This is a genomic window from Pseudoclavibacter sp. VKM Ac-2867 (genome assembly GCF_015351275.1).
GTDB lineage: Bacteria > Actinomycetota > Actinomycetes > Actinomycetales > Microbacteriaceae > Pseudoclavibacter.
The window spans coordinates 481,931-503,999 of sequence record NZ_JADKSL010000001.1; the positions used below are offsets into that span (position 1 = coordinate 481,931).

14 protein-coding genes are annotated in these 22,069 nt (G+C 66.0%); 12 read left to right on the forward strand and 2 right to left on the reverse strand.

Translation table 11 applies throughout. The features are described from left to right. Window positions 1-21 precede the first annotated feature (21 nt). Together ITJ67_RS02125 and ITJ67_RS02130 are read right to left on the reverse strand one after the other, a co-directional pair. The gene (locus ITJ67_RS02125) at window positions 22-2,544 is read right to left on the reverse strand and encodes a lamin tail domain-containing protein (protein WP_194676590.1); all 2,523 of its coding nucleotides are present in this window, start codon (window positions 2,542-2,544) and stop codon (window positions 22-24) included. 178 nt (window positions 2,545-2,722) lie between these two features. Beyond that, complete coding sequence (locus ITJ67_RS02130) at window positions 2,723-3,010, reverse strand: DUF1540 domain-containing protein (protein ID WP_104242700.1); 288 nt, start codon at window positions 3,008-3,010, stop codon at window positions 2,723-2,725. A gap of 439 nt (window positions 3,011-3,449) precedes the next feature. Between ITJ67_RS02130 and ITJ67_RS02135 the strand changes: the two genes are divergently transcribed. The 12 genes from ITJ67_RS02135 to rplC all read left to right on the forward strand — a co-directional run bounded on the left by ITJ67_RS02135 (window position 3,450) and on the right by rplC (window position 22,063). Beyond that, window positions 3,450-6,938, forward strand: coding sequence for a DNA-directed RNA polymerase subunit beta (locus ITJ67_RS02135; protein ID WP_160071253.1), 3,489 nt, complete (start codon window positions 3,450-3,452; stop codon window positions 6,936-6,938). Between the two features lie 48 nt (window positions 6,939-6,986). Next, window positions 6,987-10,865, forward strand: coding sequence for a DNA-directed RNA polymerase subunit beta' (locus ITJ67_RS02140; RefSeq protein WP_160071254.1), 3,879 nt, complete (start codon window positions 6,987-6,989; stop codon window positions 10,863-10,865). Window positions 10,866-10,991: 126 nt separating this feature from the next. Beyond that, window positions 10,992-12,788, forward strand: coding sequence for a hypothetical protein (locus tag ITJ67_RS02145; RefSeq protein WP_194676591.1), 1,797 nt, complete (start codon window positions 10,992-10,994; stop codon window positions 12,786-12,788). Continuing rightward, a complete protein-coding gene (locus ITJ67_RS02150; RefSeq protein ID WP_194676592.1) occupies window positions 12,785-13,276 on the forward strand; it encodes a hypothetical protein in 492 nt (163 codons plus the stop codon). The genes ITJ67_RS02145 and ITJ67_RS02150 overlap by 4 nt, the downstream gene beginning before the upstream one ends. A gap of 19 nt (window positions 13,277-13,295) precedes the next feature. Next, the gene (locus ITJ67_RS02155; protein ID WP_194676593.1) at window positions 13,296-13,814 is read left to right on the forward strand and encodes a hypothetical protein; all 519 of its coding nucleotides are present in this window, start codon (window positions 13,296-13,298) and stop codon (window positions 13,812-13,814) included. A gap of 261 nt (window positions 13,815-14,075) precedes the next feature. After that, a complete protein-coding gene (gene rpsL, locus ITJ67_RS02160) occupies window positions 14,076-14,450 on the forward strand; it encodes a 30S ribosomal protein S12 (RefSeq protein WP_068479306.1) in 375 nt (124 codons plus the stop codon). Beyond that, window positions 14,450-14,920: a 30S ribosomal protein S7 gene (rpsG, locus tag ITJ67_RS02165; RefSeq protein ID WP_194676594.1), complete on the forward strand. Its 471-nt coding sequence runs from the start codon at window positions 14,450-14,452 to the stop codon at window positions 14,918-14,920. The genes rpsL and rpsG overlap by 1 nt, the downstream gene beginning before the upstream one ends. A gap of 54 nt (window positions 14,921-14,974) precedes the next feature. After that, window positions 14,975-17,089 carry an elongation factor G gene (fusA, locus tag ITJ67_RS02170; RefSeq protein WP_160071258.1) on the forward strand — a complete coding sequence of 705 codons (2,115 nt, stop codon included), beginning with the start codon at window positions 14,975-14,977 and terminating at the stop codon, window positions 17,087-17,089. 121 nt (window positions 17,090-17,210) lie between these two features. Further along, a complete protein-coding gene (tuf, locus tag ITJ67_RS02175) occupies window positions 17,211-18,404 on the forward strand; it encodes an elongation factor Tu (protein WP_104242686.1) in 1,194 nt (397 codons plus the stop codon). 207 nt (window positions 18,405-18,611) lie between these two features. Continuing rightward, window positions 18,612-20,717 carry an acyltransferase family protein gene (locus ITJ67_RS02180; protein ID WP_194676595.1) on the forward strand — a complete coding sequence of 702 codons (2,106 nt, stop codon included), beginning with the start codon at window positions 18,612-18,614 and terminating at the stop codon, window positions 20,715-20,717. Between the two features lie 375 nt (window positions 20,718-21,092). Next, window positions 21,093-21,401, forward strand: coding sequence for a 30S ribosomal protein S10 (rpsJ, locus tag ITJ67_RS02185; protein WP_068479296.1), 309 nt, complete (start codon window positions 21,093-21,095; stop codon window positions 21,399-21,401). Between the two features lie 8 nt (window positions 21,402-21,409). Then, window positions 21,410-22,063, forward strand: coding sequence for a 50S ribosomal protein L3 (gene rplC / locus ITJ67_RS02190; protein ID WP_104242682.1), 654 nt, complete (start codon window positions 21,410-21,412; stop codon window positions 22,061-22,063). Window positions 22,064-22,069: the final 6 nt, after the last annotated feature.

The window sequence follows — 22,069 nt, forward strand, 5'->3', positions numbered from 1 at the left end:
GTGCTCGTCGAGCTGGTGCCGCTACGCGTCGCGGCGGCGTGCGAGCGCCACGCCTCCGAGAGCGAGTGCTGCGAGGGCGGTCAGCGTGATGATGGCGAGGTGCTCTGCACCCGTCGTCGCCAGCGTGGTGCCCGTGCCGACGGCCTCGCCATCCGCGTCGCTTCCACCGCTCGAAGCGCCACCGGAGCCCGCGCCCGGCGCCGTCGTCGCGCTCGGAGCCTCCGTGCCGACGGGCGTCTCCGTGGGTCCGGGCGTCTCCGTGGGTCCGGCAGTCTCCGTGGGGTCGGGCGTCGCGAGCGGGGCGCACGCGACCGCGCCCTGCTTGAGAGCGTCCGACTTCACGCCGTCCTCGAGCCAGTACGCTGCGCGGGTGCCGTCGATGCAGGTCTCGTTCGCCGCGATCGCAAAGCCCTCGTTGTTGGTGTCCGGCAGGCCGGCAGGGCGTGCCACGTGCGTCACGGAGTAGCCGGCGGCGCCGTCTGCCGCGCCGAACTGGAAGAGCGCGCTCGTTCCGCCGCAGCCGTTGTCGCACATGCCCCACAGGGTCTGCGTCGATTCGTCGTAGTCGAGGGCCATGACGCCGCCGAGGCCCGACTCCAGCGTCGCGATGCGCGCGGCGGTGCCGTCATCGAAGAGCGCGTAGGCGTACACGCCTGCGGTCTCCTCGACGGCGACGAAGAACAGGCCGTCGGCGCCCGTGTAGTTCGCGGAGTCGTACGGCGCCCCCGTGCGCTCATCGAGGAGGCGCCCCTCGAGCTCGCTGTCCGCCATCCACTCGATGGCCTCGATGCCTGTATTGGCGCCGACCTGGGGCAGGCTCGCGGTGAGGTCCCACTCGGCTGCCGCGACGACGTCGGGGCCGCTTGCGTCGCCGAGGTCGACCTTGAGGATCGTGTTCTTGTTCGTCGACTTGTCCGAGTTGTCGCGCTCCGAGCCGATGTAGACCGACTCGGGCTGCTCGGCCGAGACCGTCACGCCCTCGGCGTCAGGGCCCGCAGCAGCCGGGTTTTCCGCATCCGCCTGGAAGCGAACCCGCTTGGGCTGCTCCCAGCCTGCCGCCGGGGTGACGCCGCCGTCGACCGCGACGTCGAAGCGGTACAGACCGCCCGTGCCGTTGTCGACAGCCCAGAGCGTGCTGCCTTCAGGGGAGTACTGGTACTCGAGGCCGGACATGTCCTCGCCGAGCGTGATGTCGCTCGCGATGGGAGTCACCTCGGGGGAGCCGGTCCAGGGCTCGGGCGCGGGAGCCGTGGGTCCAGGCGTCTCGACGGGCACGTCGGAGCACGCGTTCAGCGCACCCTTGGTCGAAGCCGTCGTCGCGCGGAAGTCGCCGTCGCCGTCGGCGCAGCGGGCCCAGCTCACCTCGGCGTGGTCGATCCAGGTGGTCGTGTCGACGATCGTTCCGCTGGGGTCGGCCAGCGTGGCGCTGTCCCCGCTGCCGAGCCCGAAACCGAGGCGGCTCTCCTCGTAGACGTAGAACTCGCCGGGTGCGAGCACGGTGGATGCGGGGGCGGGCGCGGGCGTGTGGCCTGCGTTGTCGTCCACGATCGTCCAGCCGGAGATGTCCACCGTCTCCGCGCTGCGGTTGTAGACCTCGACCCAGTCTCCCGGGGTGCCGCCGTTCGACTCGACCTCGTTGATGACCACGGGGGAGGTGGGGGCGACGCCGGCGAAGAGGTTCTCGGCTCCCTTGGTGGGCTCCGAGGTCTCCGTGAAGGCGCCTGTGCCGTTCGGGGAGCGGCCGTAGCTGGTCGCCGCGTGCTGCGTCCAGGAGTACTCGTCCACGAGCGTGGTCCCGTCCGGCGCGAAGAGCATCGCGCTGTCGCCGCCGCCCAGGCCGAAGGCGAAGTCGGCCTCCTCGATCACGAGGTAGTCCCCGGGCTGCAGGGTCGTGCCCTCCGCCAGCGCAGAGCGGTGGGTGGTGTCCTCCGGGGAGTTGTCGGTGAAGACGTAGCCGCCCAGATCGATCGCGCCGATGCCCGGGTTGAAGAGCTCGACCCAGTCGCCCGGCTCCCCGCCCGAGGATTCGATCTCGTTGATGACGACGGAGCCGACCGCGGGGGCGTCGCGGTTCGCCGCGCCCCTGCTGCTCGCTGTCGTCTGGGCGAAGGCGCCCGTGCCGTCGGGGAGTCGCGCGTAGCTGACATCCGCGTGCTGCGCCCACGAGTGGGAGTCGACGAGGGTCGACGAGGCGTCGAAGACCCGTGCTTCGTCCTCCTTGCCGAGCCCGAAGCCGAACTGGAGGTCGTCCACGACGAGGTGAGCGCCCGGCTGGATGCTCGTGCCGGCCGGGAAGCGGAAGTCGCGGGTGTCGTCGTTGTCCTTGACCGCCCACCCGGAGATGTCGACGGGGACCTCGCCCGTGTTCTTGAGCTCGATCCAGTCGGTCGTGTCGCCGTCGGACTCGACCTCGTTGATGACGACGCCGGTCGGGTGGGGCGCGGGGGAGGTGGCCGCATTCGCCGACATGGGAACTGCCAGGGCCGCACCTCCGCCGATGATGGCGGCGACGAAGGCCGCCAGGGTGATTCGTTGTGCTTGCACGCACGCGCTCCTCTGCGCTCGGGAATGAAGCGAAGTGCGCTCGGGGCGAGCGCATGCGCCTCCCCCATCGAAGCGGGAGCGGGTGCCGTGGCGGTAGCGAGCACCTGAACAGCAGGAGAACGCCGAAGCGCCGGCCTCCTTGCGGAGGTCGGCGCTTCGGAACGGGGCTGTGGGGCGGTCAGGCGGCTTCGTAGGTGAGGCAGTCAGCGGCATCGCTGCCCTGCGCGCCCACGCGGATCGCCGGAGCGGTGCACGTGAGGTCCTTGTTGAAGCGGCAGTCGGTCGACTGGCAGGCGCCGACGCCGGCGATGACCTTGTCGAGGCCGCCCTTGCGGTCGAGTGGAATGAACGTGGCGCAGCCCTCGTGGCCGTCGATGGTCACCGCGGGCGCGTGGCAGCCGTCGTGGTTGAACGAGCAGCCGGCAACTGAACAGGTGCTGACGTTGGGAAGATCGAGCAGTGTCATGGTGTGCCTCCGATGTTGGGTTGATCCCACGGTAGGAGCCGGAGAGGCCGGTACTCAAGCCGACACTGGACTCCGTGGCACCTTTCTGATAAGGCCAGGGTCCCCTTGCTGAGCAGAGCCTTGCCTGCCTCGGACGGGTGAGCTCGGTGGAGCACGAACGCCATCGGCCAGCGCGTTATACCTGAGAATTCAGATTGAGGCAAGGTCGGGGTAGACATACCACCAAACGGCGCATACACTCGATGTTTGCGCTTCGTCTCACCATGCCTTCATATTGCGGTCGGCCTGGCAGTGCTTCTCTCACCAACTTCTTCGCGGGTCTTCCTCGACCGCGTCCGTTGGCGATGGGCACGCCTTGTACATCGTGAAACGTGGCGGAACCTCACCGACGACACTACTGGCATCTCGCGGAATCCGCGGGATCGTGGAGGGAACTTCCTTGGCTGCTGCGCGCAACGCATCTCCGACGCCTACGACCGGTCGGAATGCACGCCGACTCTCATTCGCGAAGATCAGCGACACACTCGATGTCCCAGATCTTCTCGCCCTGCAAACCGAATCCTTCGACTGGCTCGTCGGCAACGACGCCTGGAAGCAGCGCCTCGCTAAGGCGCAGGCTGAAGGCCGCACCGACGTCGCTCTCCGCTCAGGCCTCGACGAGATCTTCGAAGAGATCTCTCCCATCGAGGACCTCGGCGAGACGATGCAGCTGAGCTTCACCAACCCGTACCTCGAGCCCGAGAAGTACTCCCTCGAGGAGTGCAAGGAGCGCGGCAAGACGTACTCCGCGCCTCTCTACGTCGAGGCCGAGTTCATGAACCACCAGACGCTCGAGATCAAGACCCAGACGGTCTTCATGGGCGACTTCCCGCTCATGACGAGCAAGGGAACGTTCATCATCAACGGCACCGAGCGTGTCGTCGTCTCGCAGCTCGTTCGCAGCCCGGGTGTCTACTTCGAGCGCACCCCTGAGAAGACCAGCGACAAGGACGTCTTCTCGGCCCGCATCATCCCGAGCCGTGGAGCCTGGCTCGAGTTCGAGATCGACAAGCGCGACCAGGTCGCCGTTCGCATCGACCGCAAGCGCAAGCAGTCGGTCACCGTCTTCATGAAGGCCCTCGGCCTCACGACCGACGAGATCCGCGAGCAGTTCGCCGGATACGAGTCCATCGAGCTCACGCTCGAGAAGGACGACATCCGCACCAAGGAAGATGCCCTCAAGGACATCTACCGCAAGCTGCGTCCGGGCGAGCAGGTCGCGACGGAAGCCGCGCGTGCGCTCCTCGACAACTTCTACTTCAACTCGAAGCGCTACGACCTCGCGAAGGTCGGTCGCTACAAGATCAACCGCAAGCTCGGCATCGAGTCCGCGATCAGCGAGTCGGTCCTGACCGTCGAGGACATCGTCTCGACGATCAAGTACCTCGTCGCGCTGCACGCTGGTGACGAGAAGTTCGATGGCAAGCGCGGCGGCGAGCCCGCTGACATCCGCCTCGACGTCGACGACATCGACCACTTCGGCAACCGTCGCATCCGCGCCGTCGGCGAGCTCATCCAGTCGCAGGTCCGCACGGGCCTCAGCCGCATGGAGCGCGTCGTCCGCGAGCGCATGACCACGCAGGAGATCGAGGCGATCACGCCGCAGACCCTGATCAACGTGCGCCCCGTCGTCGCCGCGATCAAGGAGTTCTTCGGAACGTCCCAGCTCTCGCAGTTCATGGACCAGAACAACCCGCTCGCGGGTCTCACGCACAAGCGTCGCCTCTCGGCCCTCGGGCCCGGCGGTCTCTCGCGTGAGCGTGCCGGCGTCGAGGTCCGTGACGTCCACCCGTCCCACTACGGACGCATGTGCCCCATCGAGACGCCTGAAGGCCCGAACATCGGCCTCATCGGCTCGCTCGCGACGTTCGCGCGCATCAACGCGTTCGGCTTCATCGAGACGCCGTACCGCCGTGTCGTCGAGACCAAGGTCACGGAGCAGGTCGACTACCTGACCGCATCCGAGGAAGACGAGTACGTCGTCGCGCAGGCCAACGCTCCCATCGGGGCAGACGGCCACTTCGTCGAGGACGAGGTCCTCGTCCGACGCAAGGGCGGAGAGGTCGAGCTCGTCCCAGCCGGCGAGGTCAACTACATGGACGTCTCGCCGCGCCAGATGGTGTCGGTCGCGACGAGCCTCATCCCGTTCCTCGAGCACGACGATGCGAACCGCGCGCTCATGGGCGCCAACATGCAGCGTCAGGCCGTCCCGCTCGTTCGCAGCGAGAGCCCTGTCGTCGGAACCGGTATGGAGGGTTTCGCGGCCATCGACGCCGGTGACGTCATCACGGCGAACCGCGCAGGTGTCGTGCAGTCGGTCTCGGCCGACCACGTCGTCCTGCAGCTCGACGAGGGTGGAACCGAGTCCTACTTCCTCCGCAAGTTCGACCGCTCGAACCACGGCACCTGCTACAACCACCGTGTTGTCGTCTCGGCCGGCGAGCGCGTCGAAGAGGGAATGGTCATCGCGGATGGACCCGCGACGGAGAATGGCGAGCTCGCGCTCGGCAAGAACCTCCTCGTCGGCTTCATGCCGTGGGAAGGCCACAACTTCGAAGACGCCATGATCCTCAGCCAGAACCTGGTGAAGAACGACACGCTCTCCTCGATCCACATCGAGGAGTACGAGGTCGACGCTCGCGACACCAAGCTCGGCAAGGAAGAGATCACGCGCGATCTGCCCAACGTCTCGCCCGAGCTCCTGAAGGACCTCGACGAGCGCGGCATCATCCGCATCGGTGCAGAGGTCCAGCCCGGTGACATCCTCGTCGGCAAGGTCACGCCGAAGGGCGAGACCGAGCTCAGCGCAGAAGAGCGACTCCTCCGCGCCATCTTCAACGAGAAGAGCCGCGAAGTGCGCGACACCTCGCTCAAGGTTCCTCACGGTGAAGCCGGCACGATCATCCAGGTGAAGGTCTTCGACTCCGAGGAGGGCGACGACGAGCTCGGCTCGGGCGTCAACCAGCGCGTTGTCGTGTACATCGCCCAGGAGCGCAAGATCACCGAGGGTGACAAGCTCGCTGGCCGCCACGGCAACAAGGGCGTCATCGCGAAGATCCTGCCGGAAGAGGACATGCCGTTCCTCGCCGATGGAACTCCGCTCGACATCGTGCTCAACCCGCTCGGCATCCCGAAGCGCATGAACTTCGGTCAGGTGCTCGAGACGCACCTCGGCTGGGTTGCGAAGACCGGCTGGAAGATCGAGGGCGAGCCCGAGTGGGCGAAGAACCTCGTTCCCGAGGCCTACGAGGGAACGCCGGGCGTCAAGCTCGCAACCCCCGTCTTCGACGGCGCGACCGAGGAAGAGCTCACGGGCCTCCTCGACTCGACGCTCAAGACGCGCGACGGCGACCGCCTCATCAACTCGACCGGAAAGACCGTCCTGTTCGACGGCCGCTCCGGAGAGCCCTTCCCAGACCCGATCTCCGTCGGCTACATGTACATCCTGAAGCTGCACCACCTCGTGGATGACAAGATCCACGCGCGTTCGACGGGTCCGTACTCGATGATCACGCAGCAGCCACTCGGTGGTAAGGCGCAGTTCGGTGGACAGCGCTTCGGTGAGATGGAGGTGTGGGCGCTCTACGCATACGGCGCCGCCTACACGCTCCAGGAGCTCCTCACCATCAAGTCCGACGACATCGTCGGACGCGTCAAGGCCTACGAGGCCATTGTCAAGGGCGAGAACATCCAGGAGCCGGGTATCCCCGAGTCCTTCAAGGTTCTCCTCAAGGAGATGCAGTCGCTGTGCCTGAACGTCGAGGTCCTCTCGGCCGACGGAACAGCGCTGAGCCTCCGCGACAACGACGACGAGGCCTACCGGGCCGCCGAAGAACTCGGCATCAACATCTCCAGCCGCTTCGAGTCCTCGTCCGTCGACGAGATCTAAGCCTCCCCGACACGACGAAGACTCATTCTTCACAAGGAGACAACAGCATTGTTGGATGCAACCAAGTTTGATGAACTGCGCATCGGCCTAGCCACGGCAGATGACATTCGCAAGTGGTCGTACGGCGAGGTCAAGAAGCCCGAGACCATCAACTACCGCACGCTCAAGCCCGAGAAGGACGGCCTGTTCGGCGAACAGATCTTCGGCCCTTCCCGCGACTGGGAGTGCGCCTGCGGCAAGTACAAGCGCGTGCGCTTCAAGGGCATCGTCTGTGAGCGATGCGGCGTCGAGGTCACGAAGTCGGCTGTGCGCCGTGAGCGCATGGGCCACATCGAGCTCGCAGCGCCCGTCACGCACATCTGGTACTTCAAGGGCGTTCCGAGCCGTCTCGGATACCTCCTCGACATGGCGCCGAAGGACCTCGAGAAGGTCATCTACTTCGCCGCGTACATGGTCATCTCCGTCGACACCGAGGGTCGTCGCGACGACCTCAGCGGTCTCGAGAGCGAGATGCGTCTTGAGCTCAAGAGCCTCAACGACCAGAAGGATGCGGCCATCGCGGCTCGCATGCTCCGGCTCGAAGAGGAGCTCGGTGCTCTCGAGGCAGAGGGCGCCAAGGCAGACCAGCTTCGCAAGACGAAGGACGCCGGCGAGAAGGAGATGGGTCAGCTCCGCAAGGGGTTCGACGAGGACATCACCCGCGTCGAGCGCGTCTTCGAGTCGTTCAAGAACCTGAAGGTCGGTGAGCTCAAGCCTGAGGACACCGACTTCCACGAGCTCGTCGACCGCTACGGCGACTACTTCGAGGCCTTCATGGGCGCGGAGTCGATCCAGAAGCGCCTGCAGAACTTCGACCTCAAGGCCGAAGGCGAGCTCCTGCGCACGCAGATCGCTGAGGGTAAGGGTCAGAAGAAGATCCGTGCCATCAAGCGACTCAAGGTCGTCTCGTCGTTCCTGGCGACGGGCAACAGCCCCGCCGCGATGGTGCTCGATGTCGTCCCGGTCATCCCGCCGGAGCTCCGCCCCATGGTGCAGCTCGACGGTGGCCGCTTCGCAACGAGCGACCTCAACGACCTCTACCGTCGTGTGATCAACCGCAACAACCGTCTCCGCCGCCTGCTCGACCTCGGTGCTCCCGAGATCATCGTGAACAACGAGAAGCGCATGCTCCAGGAGTCGGTCGACGCGCTGTTCGACAACGGTCGTCGTGGCCGCCCCGTCACGGGCACCGGCAACCGCGCCCTCAAGTCCCTCAGCGACATGCTGAAGGGCAAGCAGGGCCGCTTCCGTCAGAACCTCCTCGGCAAGCGAGTCGACTACTCGGGCCGTTCGGTCATCATCGTGGGCCCGCAGCTGCGCATGCACCAGTGCGGTCTCCCCAAGCAGATGGCGCTCGAGCTGTTCAAGCCGTACGTCATCAAGCGCCTGATCGACCTGCAGCACGCTTCCAACATCAAGGCAGCCAAGCGCGCCGTCGAGCGCGCGAAGCCCGAGGTGTGGGACGTCCTCGAAGAGGTCATCCGCGAGCGTCCCGTGCTGCTCAACCGTGCACCCACGCTGCACCGTCTGGGCATCCAGGCGTTCGAGCCGCTCCTCGTCGAGGGCAAGGCGATCCAGCTGCACCCGCTCGTCTGCGCGGCGTTCAACGCCGACTTCGACGGTGACCAGATGGCAGTCCACCTGCCCCTGTCGGTCGAGGCTCAGGCTGAGGCTCGCGTGCTCATGCTCGCGTCGAACAACATCCTCAAGCCGTCGGATGGCCGCCCCGTCACCCTGCCTTCGCAGGACATGGTCGCGGGTCTGTACCACCTGACGACGCTGCAGGACGACGTCGAGGGCGCTGGACGAGTCTTCTCGTCCACGGCCGAGGCGATCATGGCGTTCGACCAGGGCTCGCTCGACCTCAACGCACCCATCAGGCTCCGCCTCACGGGCATCACGTTCGAAGAGGGCAAGGCTCCAGAGGGCTACGTCCAGGGAGAGACCGTGCTCGTCGAGACGACGCTCGGCCGGGCTCGCTTCAACGAGCTGCTTCCTTCCGACTACCCCTACGTCGAGGACACGATGACCAAGGGACGTCTGTCCGGTGTCGTCAACTACCTCGCGGAGCGGTACTCGAAGGACGAGGTCGCAGAGACCCTCGACCGCATCAAGGACTCCGGCTTCTACTGGGCGACCCGCTCGGGCATCTCGATCGCGCTGAGCGACCTCGTGACGCCTGACTCGAAGCGCGAGATCGTCGAGCGCACCGAGGCCGAGGTTGCCGAGCTGCGCAACGAGTGGCAGGTCATGGGCGCGATCTCCGAGCAGGAGTACCGCGAAGAGGTCATCAAGAAGTGGGAAGCTGCAACCGCGCTCGTCGCCGACGAGATGCAGGCGGCCTTCCCGTCGACCAACTCCATCCACCGCATGGTCACGGCAGGTGCAAACGGAAACTGGCTGCAGGTTCGCCAGATCGCCGGTATGCGCGGCCTGGTCGCCAACCCGAAGGGTGAGACCATTCCTCGCCCGATCGTGCACTCGTACCGCGAGGGCCTGACGGTTGCCGAGTACTTCATCTCGACTCACGGTGCACGCAAGGGTCTGGCCGACACGGCTCTCCGTACGGCCGACTCGGGTTACCTGACGCGTCGACTCGTCGACGTCTCGCAGGACGTCATCATCCGTGAGGACGACTGCGGCACCGCACGTGGTCTCGACATCCAGATCGCCCACATCACCGATGGCGGCGAGATCGTCGTCGACGACAACGTGGAGAACGCGGTCTACGCCCGCAGCATCTCAGTCGACGCAGTCGACGCCGACGGCAACGTCGTCGCAGCTGCAGGCACCGACATGGGCGACGTCGTCATCGACCAGCTCATGGATGCGGGCATCACCGAGGTCAAGATCCGCTCCGTCCTCACGTGCGAGTCCAGCGTCGGCGTCTGCGCGGCGTGCTACGGCCGCTCGCTCGCCACAGGCAACCTCGTCGACATCGGCGAGGCAGTCGGCATCATCGCGGCACAGTCCATCGGCGAGCCGGGCACCCAGCTCACGATGCGTACCTTCCACTCCGGTGGTGTGTCGAGCGCCGGTGACATCACGCAGGGTCTGCCGCGTGTCCAGGAGCTCTTCGAGGCCCGCACCCCGAAGGGCGCATCGCCGCTCGCCGAGGCCGCTGGTCGCATCGAGATCCAGGACACCGACAAGTCGCGCAAGATCGTCCTCATCCCGGACAACGGCGACGAGCCGCACATCTACCCGGTGCTGAAGCGCGCTGAGCTCCTCGTCGAGGATGGCCAGCACGTCGAGCACGGCCAGCAGCTGCACGAGGGTCCCATCGACCCGAAGGACGTGCTGCGCGTCAAGGGCGCTCGCGAGGTGCAGAAGTACCTCGTCAGCGGTGTGCAGGGCGTCTACCGTTCGCAGGGTGTGCCGATTCACGACAAGCACATCGAGGTCATCGTCCGTCAGATGCTCCGGAAGATCACGGTCATCGACCACGGCGAGACCGACATGCTGCCGGGTGAGCTGGCTGATGGACAGCGCTTCGCTTCCATCAACCGCGCAGCCGTCATGTCGGGCCGCAAGCCCGCGACCGGCCGTCAGGAAGTCATGGGAATCACGAAGGCGTCGCTTGCGACCGAGTCGTGGCTCTCGGCAGCTTCGTTCCAGGAGACGACCCGCGTCCTCACGCAGGCCGCCATGGAAGCGACGACCGATCCGCTGGTGGGCCTGAAGGAGAACGTCATCATCGGACGCCTCATCCCGGCCGGTACTGGTCTCACCAAGTACCGCGAGATGTCGGTCGAGCCGACCGACGAGGCGCGCGCCGAGCGGTACCCGTTCGGTGCCGACGAGGGCAGCTTCGACGAGAACGACCTCACCTTCGTGGACTTCGAGGCCTTCTCGAGCGACGACTTCGGCGGATCCAACTTCAGCTAGTCACTCGCTCGCGTCGATTCGACGCAGCTCCAACGCGAACGCCCCTACCCGTCTCGGGTGGGGGCGTTCGTGCGTCTGCGGCTTGTCACCGACCCGATGTGTGCGGACGGCCCTAACGTTGGCCTCATGAGTGACGACACGCGCGCGCCTCGCCAGCCCTTCGATGACGGCCCGCAGCCGGAGGCCGGCGGAGGGACGGGCGAGCCCCGAGAGCTTTCAGACGCCCAGGACCAGCTGGAGGCCGCGCTCGCGCGCAGCCGAGGCATCGGCGAGGACGGGGATGTGCGCTCTGGCGATGTGCTCGCGGGGGACGACCTCGCGTTCGACGGACGGGCTGAGGCACCGACCGATCCGGCACTCGCCCCGCAGGACGACGTCGCGGTCGCCTTCTCCGACCCGCTGGCGGCAGACGGCGCGCCGCCTGCTGAGGCCGCAGACCCCAACGCCACGGTGGGCCTGGACCGCGAGGAGCTGGCAGCTGTGCTCGGTTACCAGCCGGATCAGGATGCAACCGAGCTGTCTGCCGAGGAATCCCACGCCGTCCCAGAGCAGACGGATGGTGACGCCGCCTCGTCTCCGGATCTCGAGGAGGGGGCCTCGGTGCGGTCGGAGGCCGCCGAGCCAGGCGACGTCCGCTCCGATAGCAGTGAGCACCTCGTCGACACCTACGATTCCGTCCCTGTCGTGGACCGAGTGGTCGCCGAGGAGGATGACGCGGCAGAATTCCCGGTGACGGAGCCGGTCCCTGCCCAGGAGCTCGCTGCCGATGCCATCGGCGCCGAATCCGTTGCCGCGATCACGGTGGACGCTGCCGGTTCGGCAACCGCACCCGAGGACGAGCTCGACGCTCCCCGTAGGACCTTGGAGATCGACCGCACCGCGGCTCGCGTCGCAGCGGTCAGCGCCGCTGCCCCGGTCGCTTCAGCAGCGCTGGACGGCAAGCGGGCAGCGGCCACGGAGACTGAAACGGAGACCGACACCGCCGCGAAGGCGGACGTCGTCGTCACGGAGACGGTGACCGAGCAGCTTGCCGACGACGGGGAGACGGTCGAAGCCGTCACCGTCACGGAGCGGGTCGATGTCCTCGAGAGCGCGTCGGTCACGGACCCAGTTGTGCCCGTGGTGGCCGCAGAGGCTCCAGAGGGGCTCGCTGAGACGGATGGAGCCCCGGGGGCAGAGGTCTCCTCGATTGACGCAGAGGATGACGCCACGCGCCCATCTGAGCGCCTTGACGACGGAGACGATGACGAGCGCGCCGCTGGAGCCGTCGCAACGTCGCCGTCGACGGATGACGCGACTTTCGCCCCGCTGCGTCTCTCCGCCCCTACTGACAGTGACGACCTCGCGCCCGTGAAGCCCAAGAAGCGCGGGAACCGGATGTTCGCCGTGTTCGTCGCGCTGGTCGCGGCTGTGGTGTTCGCCGCCCTGTACCTCCTCGCCTTCGCTCTGCTCCGGACGGCGTTCAATGCCGGCCTCGACCCGATCGGCGAAGCCTCGGAGTTCGCCATAACGGCGGCCTTCACGGTGCCGGTGACGGTCTTCGCCGCGTTCGGAGTCATCTGGGCGCTCATCGTGAATCGGGCTGGCTGGTGGGCTTACGTGCTCGGGGGCTTCCTCGCGGCCGCGCTTGTCGTCCTCGGCTACTACTTCGGCGCCGCACTGCAGCAGCACCTCGCGGATGGGCTCCCGCTCTCGAGCATCCGGATCGACGAGGTGATCGCGAAGTTCGGCGCCTCCGAGCACCTGCTCACGGCGCTCGTCGCGGCCATCGCGGCCCGTGAGGCCTTCACCTGGGTCGGTGGCATCGCGGCGGCACGCGGACGACGGGTGTCCCGTGCGAACCGCAGGGCCAAGCTCAGCTACGAGAAGCGCATGGCAGAGCGCGCGGCCGAGACCGCCGAGGCGAACGGAGCGGCAGAGTGAGTGACGGAACGCAGCTGCGACGACTGACGTTGCCGAGCGAGGAGTTCCCCGCCTTCCCAACGGTGTCCCTCGACGTGCCGGCCGGCTGGGAGCCGCTCCAGTGGGCGGGGTCCGTGCTCGGCGCGCGTCACCTCGTGGCGACCAATGGATTCAACCCGAATGTGCTCGTCACGATCGAGCGGTGGCCGGGAACGATCTCGCCAGAGGATGCGCTCACCGTGCTCCGGCAGCGCATCACACAGGGGGGTGGCAAGGAGCGCTCCGCGGAGACGCTCGACCAGCCCCAGCTCTCCCACTACGTCGAGTCCACGCAGCGCGACCCGAGGCTCGGCGGACTCGAAGTGCGCTCGAAGATGGTCATCCTGCACCGTGGGCCCGTCACGGAGATCGTGACGGCGGTCGGGACGAGCACCGCGGGACAGTCGGCGCACATCGGCAAGGACATCGCGCGCATCGTCCGCGGCCTGCAGGTCGAGGTCGCGTCCTGAGGAAGGCGGCCGCGAGGTCATGATCGAACGCTTCGACGCCGAGCTGCCGCCTGATCCCGGCTCCTCGTGGGGGAGGGCCGCGACGTGGGGTGCGGTGAGCGGCCTCGTGTTCGCCTCGCTGGTGATCGCCACGTGGGGATTCGTCTCCCTCGGCCTCGATCGGGATGTCATCGAGCTGCCTGGCGTCGGTGTCCTCGTGGCCCCATTGGCCGTCGCGGCCGCGACCGTCGTGGTCGGGCTCTCGGCGGCTTTCGCCCTCCGGAGGAGGTTCCTCGGCAAGCCGGGTTCGCTGTGGGTGTCACTTCCCGGTGGCTTGCTGGCCTGGCTCTCGTTCGCGATCATGGCCGGCATCGCGGTGTCGAGCTCCCGGCCGGAGCCGGGGGAGTCGGATGCGCTCTCCGCCCTTCCGGGACAGGTCGCCGTGGGCCTCTCCACGAGTCCGTTCGGGATCGCGATCGTGCCACTCGCGATCATCGTGATCGTCGCCGTGCTCCTCTCGACCGCGCGTCCGCCTGGACGCGATCGGGGTGTGGCTTGACCCTGCAAAACTGACGGGGTAGGATTTTTCGGTGCGCGCGCCCTGTCGCGCCCAAAACCGTGCGAACGTTGAAACTGCGTAAAACCGCAGCTCGACGCGCAACTGTAAGCAACGCCAGTCGCCTCGACTGCCACCGCTTCACCAACCAGCGATACCAGAGATTTTGTACCGCCGGTCGGTTATCAAGAGGCAAACAGTGCCTCGTAGGCACAGGAATCGTGCTTACCACGATCACGCAGTACAAAACCAAGGAGATTATTCGTGCCAACAATTCAGCAGTTGGTCCGCAAGGGCCGCCGCCCCAAGGCGTCGGCGTCCAAGACGCCAGCCCTGAAGGCCAACCCTCAGCAGCGCGGGGTTTGCACCCGCGTCTACACGACGACGCCTAAGAAGCCGAACTCGGCGCTCCGCAAGGTTGCCCGTGTCAAGCTGTCGAACGGCACCGAGGTGACCGCCTACATCCCAGGTGAGGGCCACAACCTCCAGGAGCACTCGATGGTGCTCGTCCGTGGCGGCCGTGTGAAGGACCTCCCGGGTGTGCGGTACAAGATCGTCCGCGGTGCACTTGACACCCAGGCAGTGAAGAACCGCAAGCAGGCTCGCAGCCGTTACGGCGCGAAGATGGAGAAGAAGTAATGCCACGTAAGGGTCCAGCCCCCAAGCGCCCCGTGGTCGCCGACCCCGTGTACGGCGCCCCCATCGTCAGCCAGCTCGTCAACAAGATTCTTCTTGATGGCAAGAAGGGCCTCGCCGAGCGCATCGTCTACGACGCACTCGCGGGTGTCGCTGCCAAGTCCGAGCTCGACGCAGTCGCGACCCTCAAGAAGGCGCTCGACAACGTGCGCCCCACGCTCGAGGTTCGCTCGCGCCGCGTCGGTGGCTCGACCTACCAGGTCCCGGTCGAGGTCAAGCCTCACCGCGCCAACACGCTCGCTCTCCGCTGGCTCACGAGCTACGCGAAGAACCGTCGCGAGAAGTCGATGACCGAGCGCCTCACGAACGAGATCCTCGACGCATCCAACGGCCTCGGCGCCGCGGTGAAGCGCCGTGAAGACACGCACAAGATGGCCGAGTCGAACAAGGCCTTCGCGCACTACCGCTGGTAATCCAGCAGCTGGTAGCCCTCACCACTCTCGCTTCAATCCTTTCGGAGGACACCCGTGGCACAGGACGTGCTTACTGACCTGAACAAGGTCCGCAACATCGGCATCATGGCGCACATCGATGCTGGCAAGACGACAACCACCGAGCGCATCCTGTTCTACACCGGTGTCAACCACAAGCTCGGCGAGACGCATGATGGCGCCTCGACGACGGACTGGATGGAGCAGGAGCAGGAGCGTGGCATCACGATCACCTCCGCTGCTGTGACGTCGTTCTGGAAGAAGAACCAGATCAACATCATCGACACGCCTGGTCACGTCGACTTCACCGTCGAGGTGGAGCGTTCGCTCCGCGTCCTCGACGGTGCTGTCGCCGTGTTCGACGGCAAGGAGGGCGTTGAGCCCCAGTCGGAGACCGTCTGGCGTCAGGCTGACAAGTACGACGTTCCGCGCATCTGCTTCGTCAACAAGATGGACAAGCTCGGCGCTGACTTCTACTTCACGGTCGACACGATCGTCAACCGCCTCGGCGCGAAGCCGCTCGTCATCCAGCTCCCCATCGGCGCTGAGAACGACTTCATCGGCGTCGTCGACCTGGTCGAGATGAACGCCAAGGTCTGGCCGAGCGACTCCAAGGGTGACACCACCCTGGGTGCCGCCTACGAGACCCAGGAGATCCCGGAAGACCTCAAGGAGCGCGCGGAAGAGTACCGCACGAAGCTTCTCGAGGCCGTCGCCGAGACCGACGACGCGCTCATGGAGCGCTTCTTCGCCGGCGAGGAGATCTCGATTCCTGAGATCAAGGCAGCCATCCGCAAGCTCACCGTCACGAGCGAGATGTACCCGGTGCTCTGCGGCTCCGCGTTCAAGAACCGCGGCGTCCAGCCGATGCTCGATGCCGTCGTCGACTACCTCCCGTCGCCGCTCGACGTTCCTGCCGTCATCGGCATGAACCCGCGCGACGAGTCGGAGGAGCTCACGCGTCGTCCGAGCGCCGACGAGCCCTTCGCGGCTCTCGCGTTCAAGATCGCCGTGCACCCGTTCTTCGGTCGCCTCATCTACACGCGCGTCTACTCGGGACACGTCCCGTCCGGCGCGCAGGTCGTGAACTCCTCGAAGGGCAAGAAGGAGCGCATCGGGAAGATCTTCCAGATGCACGCCAACAAGGAGAACCCGGTCGAGTCGATGACCGCTGGACACATCTACGCCGTCATCGGCCTCAAGGACACCATGACCGGTGACACCCTGAGCGACCCGGACAAGCAGATCGTCCTCGAGTCGATGACCTTCCCGGACCCCGTCATCGAGGTCGCGATCGAGCCGAAGACCAAGGCCGACCAGGAGAAGCTGGGAACGGCTATCCAGAAGCTGGCCGAGGAAGACCCGACGTTCCGCGTCATGCTCGACCAGGAGACCGGTCAGACGGTCATTAAGGGCATGGGCGAGCTCCACCTCGACATCCTCGTCGACCGCATGAAGCGCGAGTTCAAGGTCGAGGCGAACGTGGGCAAGCCCCAGGTCGCCTACCGCGAGACGCTCACGAAGGTCGTCGAGAAGTTCGACTACACCCACAAGAAGCAGACGGGTGGCTCCGGCCAGTTCGCCAAGATCCAGATCAAGCTCGAGCCGCTTGAGATGGATGCGGAGAAGACCTACGAGTTCGTGAACGCCGTCACCGGTGGTCGCGTGCCTCGTGAGTACATCCCATCCGTGGATGCTGGCATCCAGGACGCCATGCAGGTCGGCGTCCTCGCCGGCTACCCGATGGTCGGCGTCAAGGCGTCGCTCCTCGATGGTGCTGCGCACGACGTCGACTCCTCGGAGATGGCGTTCAAGATCGCGGGCTCGATCGCGTTCAAGGAAGCAGCCCCCAAGGCCGGTCCCGTCATCCTCGAGCCGCTCATGTCGGTCGAGGTCCGTACTCCTGAGGAGTACATGGGCGACGTGATCGGCGACCTGAACTCCCGCCGCGGCCAGATCCAGTCGATGGAAGATGCCAGTGGCGTGAAGGTAGTGCGTGCACTCGTACCGCTGTCGGAGATGTTCGGATACATCGGTGACCTGCGCAGCAAGACCTCTGGTCGCGCCGTGTACTCGATGACGTTCGAAACCTACTCCGAGGTCCCCAAGGCCGTTGCCGAGGAGATCATCCAGAAGAACCGGGGCGAATAAGCCTCTACCGGCTCGGGTGACGCAGCGCGTCGCCCGAGCGGGTAACATTCATCACTGAAAACCCGGAAGTCCTTCTGCATCATTGGCGGATGGACACCAACGACGTCCTAGGAGGACCACAGTGGCCAAGGCCAAGTTCGAGCGGACCAAGCCGCACGTAAACATCGGAACGATCGGTCACGTCGACCACGGCAAGACCACGCTCACCGCAGCGATCTCGAAGGTGCTTGCTGACAAGTACCCTTCGGCGACCAACGTGCAGCGTGACTTCGCGTCGATCGACTCCGCTCCGGAAGAGCGTCAGCGCGGTATCACGATCAACATCTCCCACGTCGAGTACGAGACGCCCAAGCGTCACTACGCTCACGTCGATGCTCCGGGTCACGCCGACTACATCAAGAACATGATCACGGGCGCTGCGCAGATGGATGGCGCAATCCTCGTGGTCGCCGCAACCGACGGCCCCATGGCTCAGACGCGTGAGCACGTTCTGCTCGCGAAGCAGGTCGGCGTGCCGTACCTGGTCGTCGCGCTGAACAAGGCCGACATGGTTGACGACGAGGAGATCCTGGAGCTCGTCGAGCTCGAGGTTCGCGAGCTCCTCTCGAGCCAGGACTACCCCGGCGACGACGCTCCTGTCGTCCAGGTCTCCGGCCTCAAGGCGCTTGAGGGCGACGAGGCTTGGGCCGAGAAGATCGTCGAGCTCATGCAGGCTGTCGACGACAACGTGCCGGAGCCCGTCCGCGACAAGGACAAGCCGTTCCTCATGCCCGTCGAGGACGTCTTCACGATCACCGGTCGTGGAACCGTCGTCACGGGTCGCGCCGAGCGTGGCACGCTCGCCATCAACTCGGACGTCGAGATCGTCGGACTCCGTCCGACCGTCAAGACGACCGTCACGGGTATCGAGATGTTCCACAAGCAGCTCGACGAGGCGTGGGCCGGTGAGAACTGTGGTCTGCTCCTTCGTGGCACCAAGCGTGAGGACGTCGAGCGCGGTCAGGTCATCGTCGCTCCCGGTTCCGTTACGCCGCACACGAACTTCGAGGGAACTGCATACATCCTCTCGAAGGACGAGGGTGGCCGTCACAACCCGTTCTTCACGAACTACCGCCCGCAGTTCTACTTCCGCACCACGGACGTGACCGGCGTGATCACCCTGCCCGAGGGCAAGGAAATGATCATGCCTGGTGACACCACGGACATGACGGTCGAGCTCATCCAGCCGATCGCCATGGAAGAGGGCCTCGGCTTCGCAATCCGTGAGGGTGGCCGCACGGTCGGCGCCGGCACGGTGACGAAGATCAACAAGTAAGCTTCCAGCTCACTTCGCAGTGGGGTCGGACCTTCGGGTCCGGCCCCATTTCGTGTTTTCATCCGTTTTCACGGAGTCGAGATGCGAGCTACACTCGTCTCTCGTGTGCCGGGTCGAAGCCTGCCCCTTCCCTGGCGCTGATCGGTCACCTCCGCGTCCCCAGCCGAGGGCCATCCATCGCCTCAGTGCAGTCAGGGAGCACGACGTATGTCCGTACGCGCAGAACGCCCGACGAGCGTGCCAGCTCGACCGGAGCCGAATCGCTACCGCTCGGACATCCAGGGCCTTCGGGCGATCGCCTCGCTTCTCGTCGCGTCGTTCCACATGTGGTTCGGCACGGTCTCTGGCGGTGTCGACCTCTTCTTCGTCCTCGGTGGCTTCCTGCTTGCGACGACGCTGGTCGGCGAGCTCGAGCGACGGGGGAGCATCCGCGCCTGGCAGTACGTCAAGCGCACGGCCACTCGGCTGTTCCCGATGGCCGGACTCGTGCTGCTCGTCGTCTCGGTCGTGCTGCTGCTCACGGCGCCGGCGCTGTCGTTCCAGCGGAACGTCACCGACGTCTTCGCCGCCGCAACCTACTGGGAGAACTGGCGCCTCGCGGGGGATGCGACTGACTACATCGCGGCGGGACACGACAAGTCGGCCGTCCAGCACTTCTGGGCGATGTCCGTCCAAGGGCAGTCGACGCTCCTGCTGCTCGGATTCGTCCTGCTGCTCGGCCTCATCGCGAAGGTGGGGCGCTGGCCGGTCCGCCGAGTCGCCACCGTGGGCTTCGTGCTCCTCACCGCAGCATCGTTCGCCTACGCGCTGAACGGCGTCGCCGTCGACCCCGTTCCGACCTACTACAGCACGTGGGCGCGGCTCTGGGAGTTCGGCATCGGCGCCATCGCGGCGCTGGTCATCACGCGCATCCATCTTCCCAAGGCCGTGCGCGCTGTGATCGGCAGCGTCGGGCTCCTCCTGGTCCTCACCGCCGGGCTGCTGCCGAGCGAGTGGCCGTACCCGGGACTCATCGCGCTCTACCCGGTCGGTGGCGCGCTGCTCGTTCTCATCGCAGGTGCCTCGGGCGCCCCCACGGGAGGCAACCGGCTGCTCACCTGGAAGCCACTCGTCTGGCTCGGTGGGTTCTCCTACGGCCTCTACCTCTGGAGCTGGCCGATCCTCAAACTCTTCGTGGACCTCTTCCCGGAGCGTGCGGAGCCGGTCTCCTTCTTCGATGGCGTGATCCTGCTCGCAGTCTCCATAGCGGTCGCCTGGGTGACGTCCCGTTTGCTGAAGATGGTCGGTCGGGTGAGGAACCCGGTCGCGCAGGTCGACGCCTCCGCCCCGAAGTGGAAGCCGAACCCGAGGCTCATCACCTCGGTGACCGTGCCGCTCGTCGCGCTGGTCGCCTTTGCCGGAGTCCAGATCGCTCCGCAGGTCCACGAAGACGCCATCGAGGCCATCGAGCTCGCACCGGCAGTGGACAACCTCGACGAGCTCTCCGCAGTGGTCGCGGAGGCGGCAGCCCAGCCGACCGTGCCGGATGGAACCCTCATCACGGGTGCCGAGGCACGCAGCGAGGAGTGGGAGCTCGACGACTGCGTCTCGGTCGCCTCTGAGGACGCACTGGATCGCTGTGCCTACGGAAGCTCTGATGCTGAACGCGAGGTGTGGCTCGTCGGGGATTCGCAGGCCGTGACCTGGGCTCCTGGTTTCCGGGAGGCGCTCGGGGAGGACACGCGCCTGCAGCTCATGGGCCTCTCGATGTGTCCGTTCACCTCCGGCGCGGCGCTCGACAGCATCGACCACTACCGCGAGACCTGCGAGGGGCACAACGAGTGGGTTGTCGACCTCGCGGCCGAGCGCCTTCCCGATCTCGTGGTGATCTCCTACGGTGCCTGGTGGGTCGGCGAGGGATACGAGCACCTCAGCGATGACATCGGCGTGGACCTCGGGCGGGGCTCGAGCGACTACGTCCGCGAACTGACCGAGCTCGGCGTCGATGTCGTCTGGCTCGACTCAGTCCCTCCCACGCAGGACCTGGACGAGTGCATGGAGGCGTCGACGCCGGCGCAGGCTGCCGGCTCCTGCGAGACGCCGTTCGGCGCGGAGCGTCAGCTGCGCGCCGACCAGCTCGCAGAGATCATGGGGGAGTCGGGCGCGACGGTCGTCCCGACGGCCTCCTGGTTCTGCGACGGAGTGCTCGGCGTCTGCCCGAGCGTCGTCGCCGGGATGCCGGTGCACAGCGACCCGACCCACATCGGGCGGCAGTACTCGCTCTACCTCTCGAAGGTCATCGGCGACCGCGTTCTCGCACCGAAGGGGTTCTGACCCGCGGATTCGAAATCCGCGACACGCCCGGGTTGCAAGAACGGGCCTCGCCGGTCTAAACTCGGTGAGTTCAGTATTTCGGGGCACGGCGCTAGTCGTGTGTTCGAATCACTGCCCGGAGTGTGCATAAGCGCCCCGCGTCGCAAGACGCCTGGTGTGCAGCTTAGGCCGCCGGCAGCAGAGCAAAGCTCCGGCCAAAGGACGACACCTCACCGAGGTCGAATCCGGAAGGCCGTCCATCAGCTTGAGTACACTCCTGTGCTCCGAGCAGGTGAACTTGACAGAAAAACAGTGGTGCGAATCCCGGCGTGAAGACGCCACGGGGTTGCATGCGAAGCCGCAATGGCGGCACGTCATTGAGAGAGAGAGTCAACCATGGCGGGACAGAAGATCCGCATTCGACTGAAGTCGTATGACCACGAGGTCATCGACAGCTCGGCGCGCAAGATCGTCGACACCGTAACCCGTGCTGGCGCCTCCGTCATCGGTCCGGTGCCCCTGCCTACCGAGAAGAACGTGATCGCTGTGATCCGTAGCCCTCACAAGTACAAGGACAGCCGCGAGCACTTCGAGATGCGCACCCACAAGCGTCTGATCGACATTGTCGACCCGACGCCGAAGGCCGTCGACTCGCTCATGCGCCTCGACCTTCCGGCCGATGTCAACATCGAGATCAAGCTCTAGGGAAACACATGTCTACCGCTACCAAGACGTTCAAGGGTCTGCTGGGCACGAAGCTCGGCATGACCCAGGTCTGGGACGCTGAAAACCGTCTCGTCCCCGTCACGGTCATCCAGGTGAGCACCAACGTCGTCACCGAGATCATGACCGTCGAAAAGAACGGCTACGAAGCCGTTCAGATCGCCGCAGGCGCGATCGACCCCCGCAAGGTGAACAAGCCGGCAGCCGGCAAGTTCGCAGCAGCGGGCGTCACGCCTCGCCGCCACATCACCGAGCTCCGCACCGCTGATGCAGCCTCGTACACGATCGGTCAGGAGCTCGGCGCAGACACGTTCGAGCCCGGCACCAAGATCGACGTCGTCGGCACCAGCAAGGGCAAGGGCTTCGCCGGTGTCATGAAGCGTCACAACTTCTCCGGTGTCGGCGCATCTCACGGTGCGCACAAGAACCACCGTCGCCCCGGCTCCATCGGTGCCTCCGCGACCCCCAGCCGTGTCTTCAAGGGCACGCGCATGGCTGGCCGGATGGGTGGCGACCGCGTCACCGTCCAGAACCTCACGGTTCACGCAGCCGACGCCGAGAAGGGCATCCTCCTCGTCAAGGGTGCTGTCCCCGGCCCCAAGGGTCGTCTCGTTTTCGTTCGCAACGCAGTGAAGGGGGCCTAGTTTCCT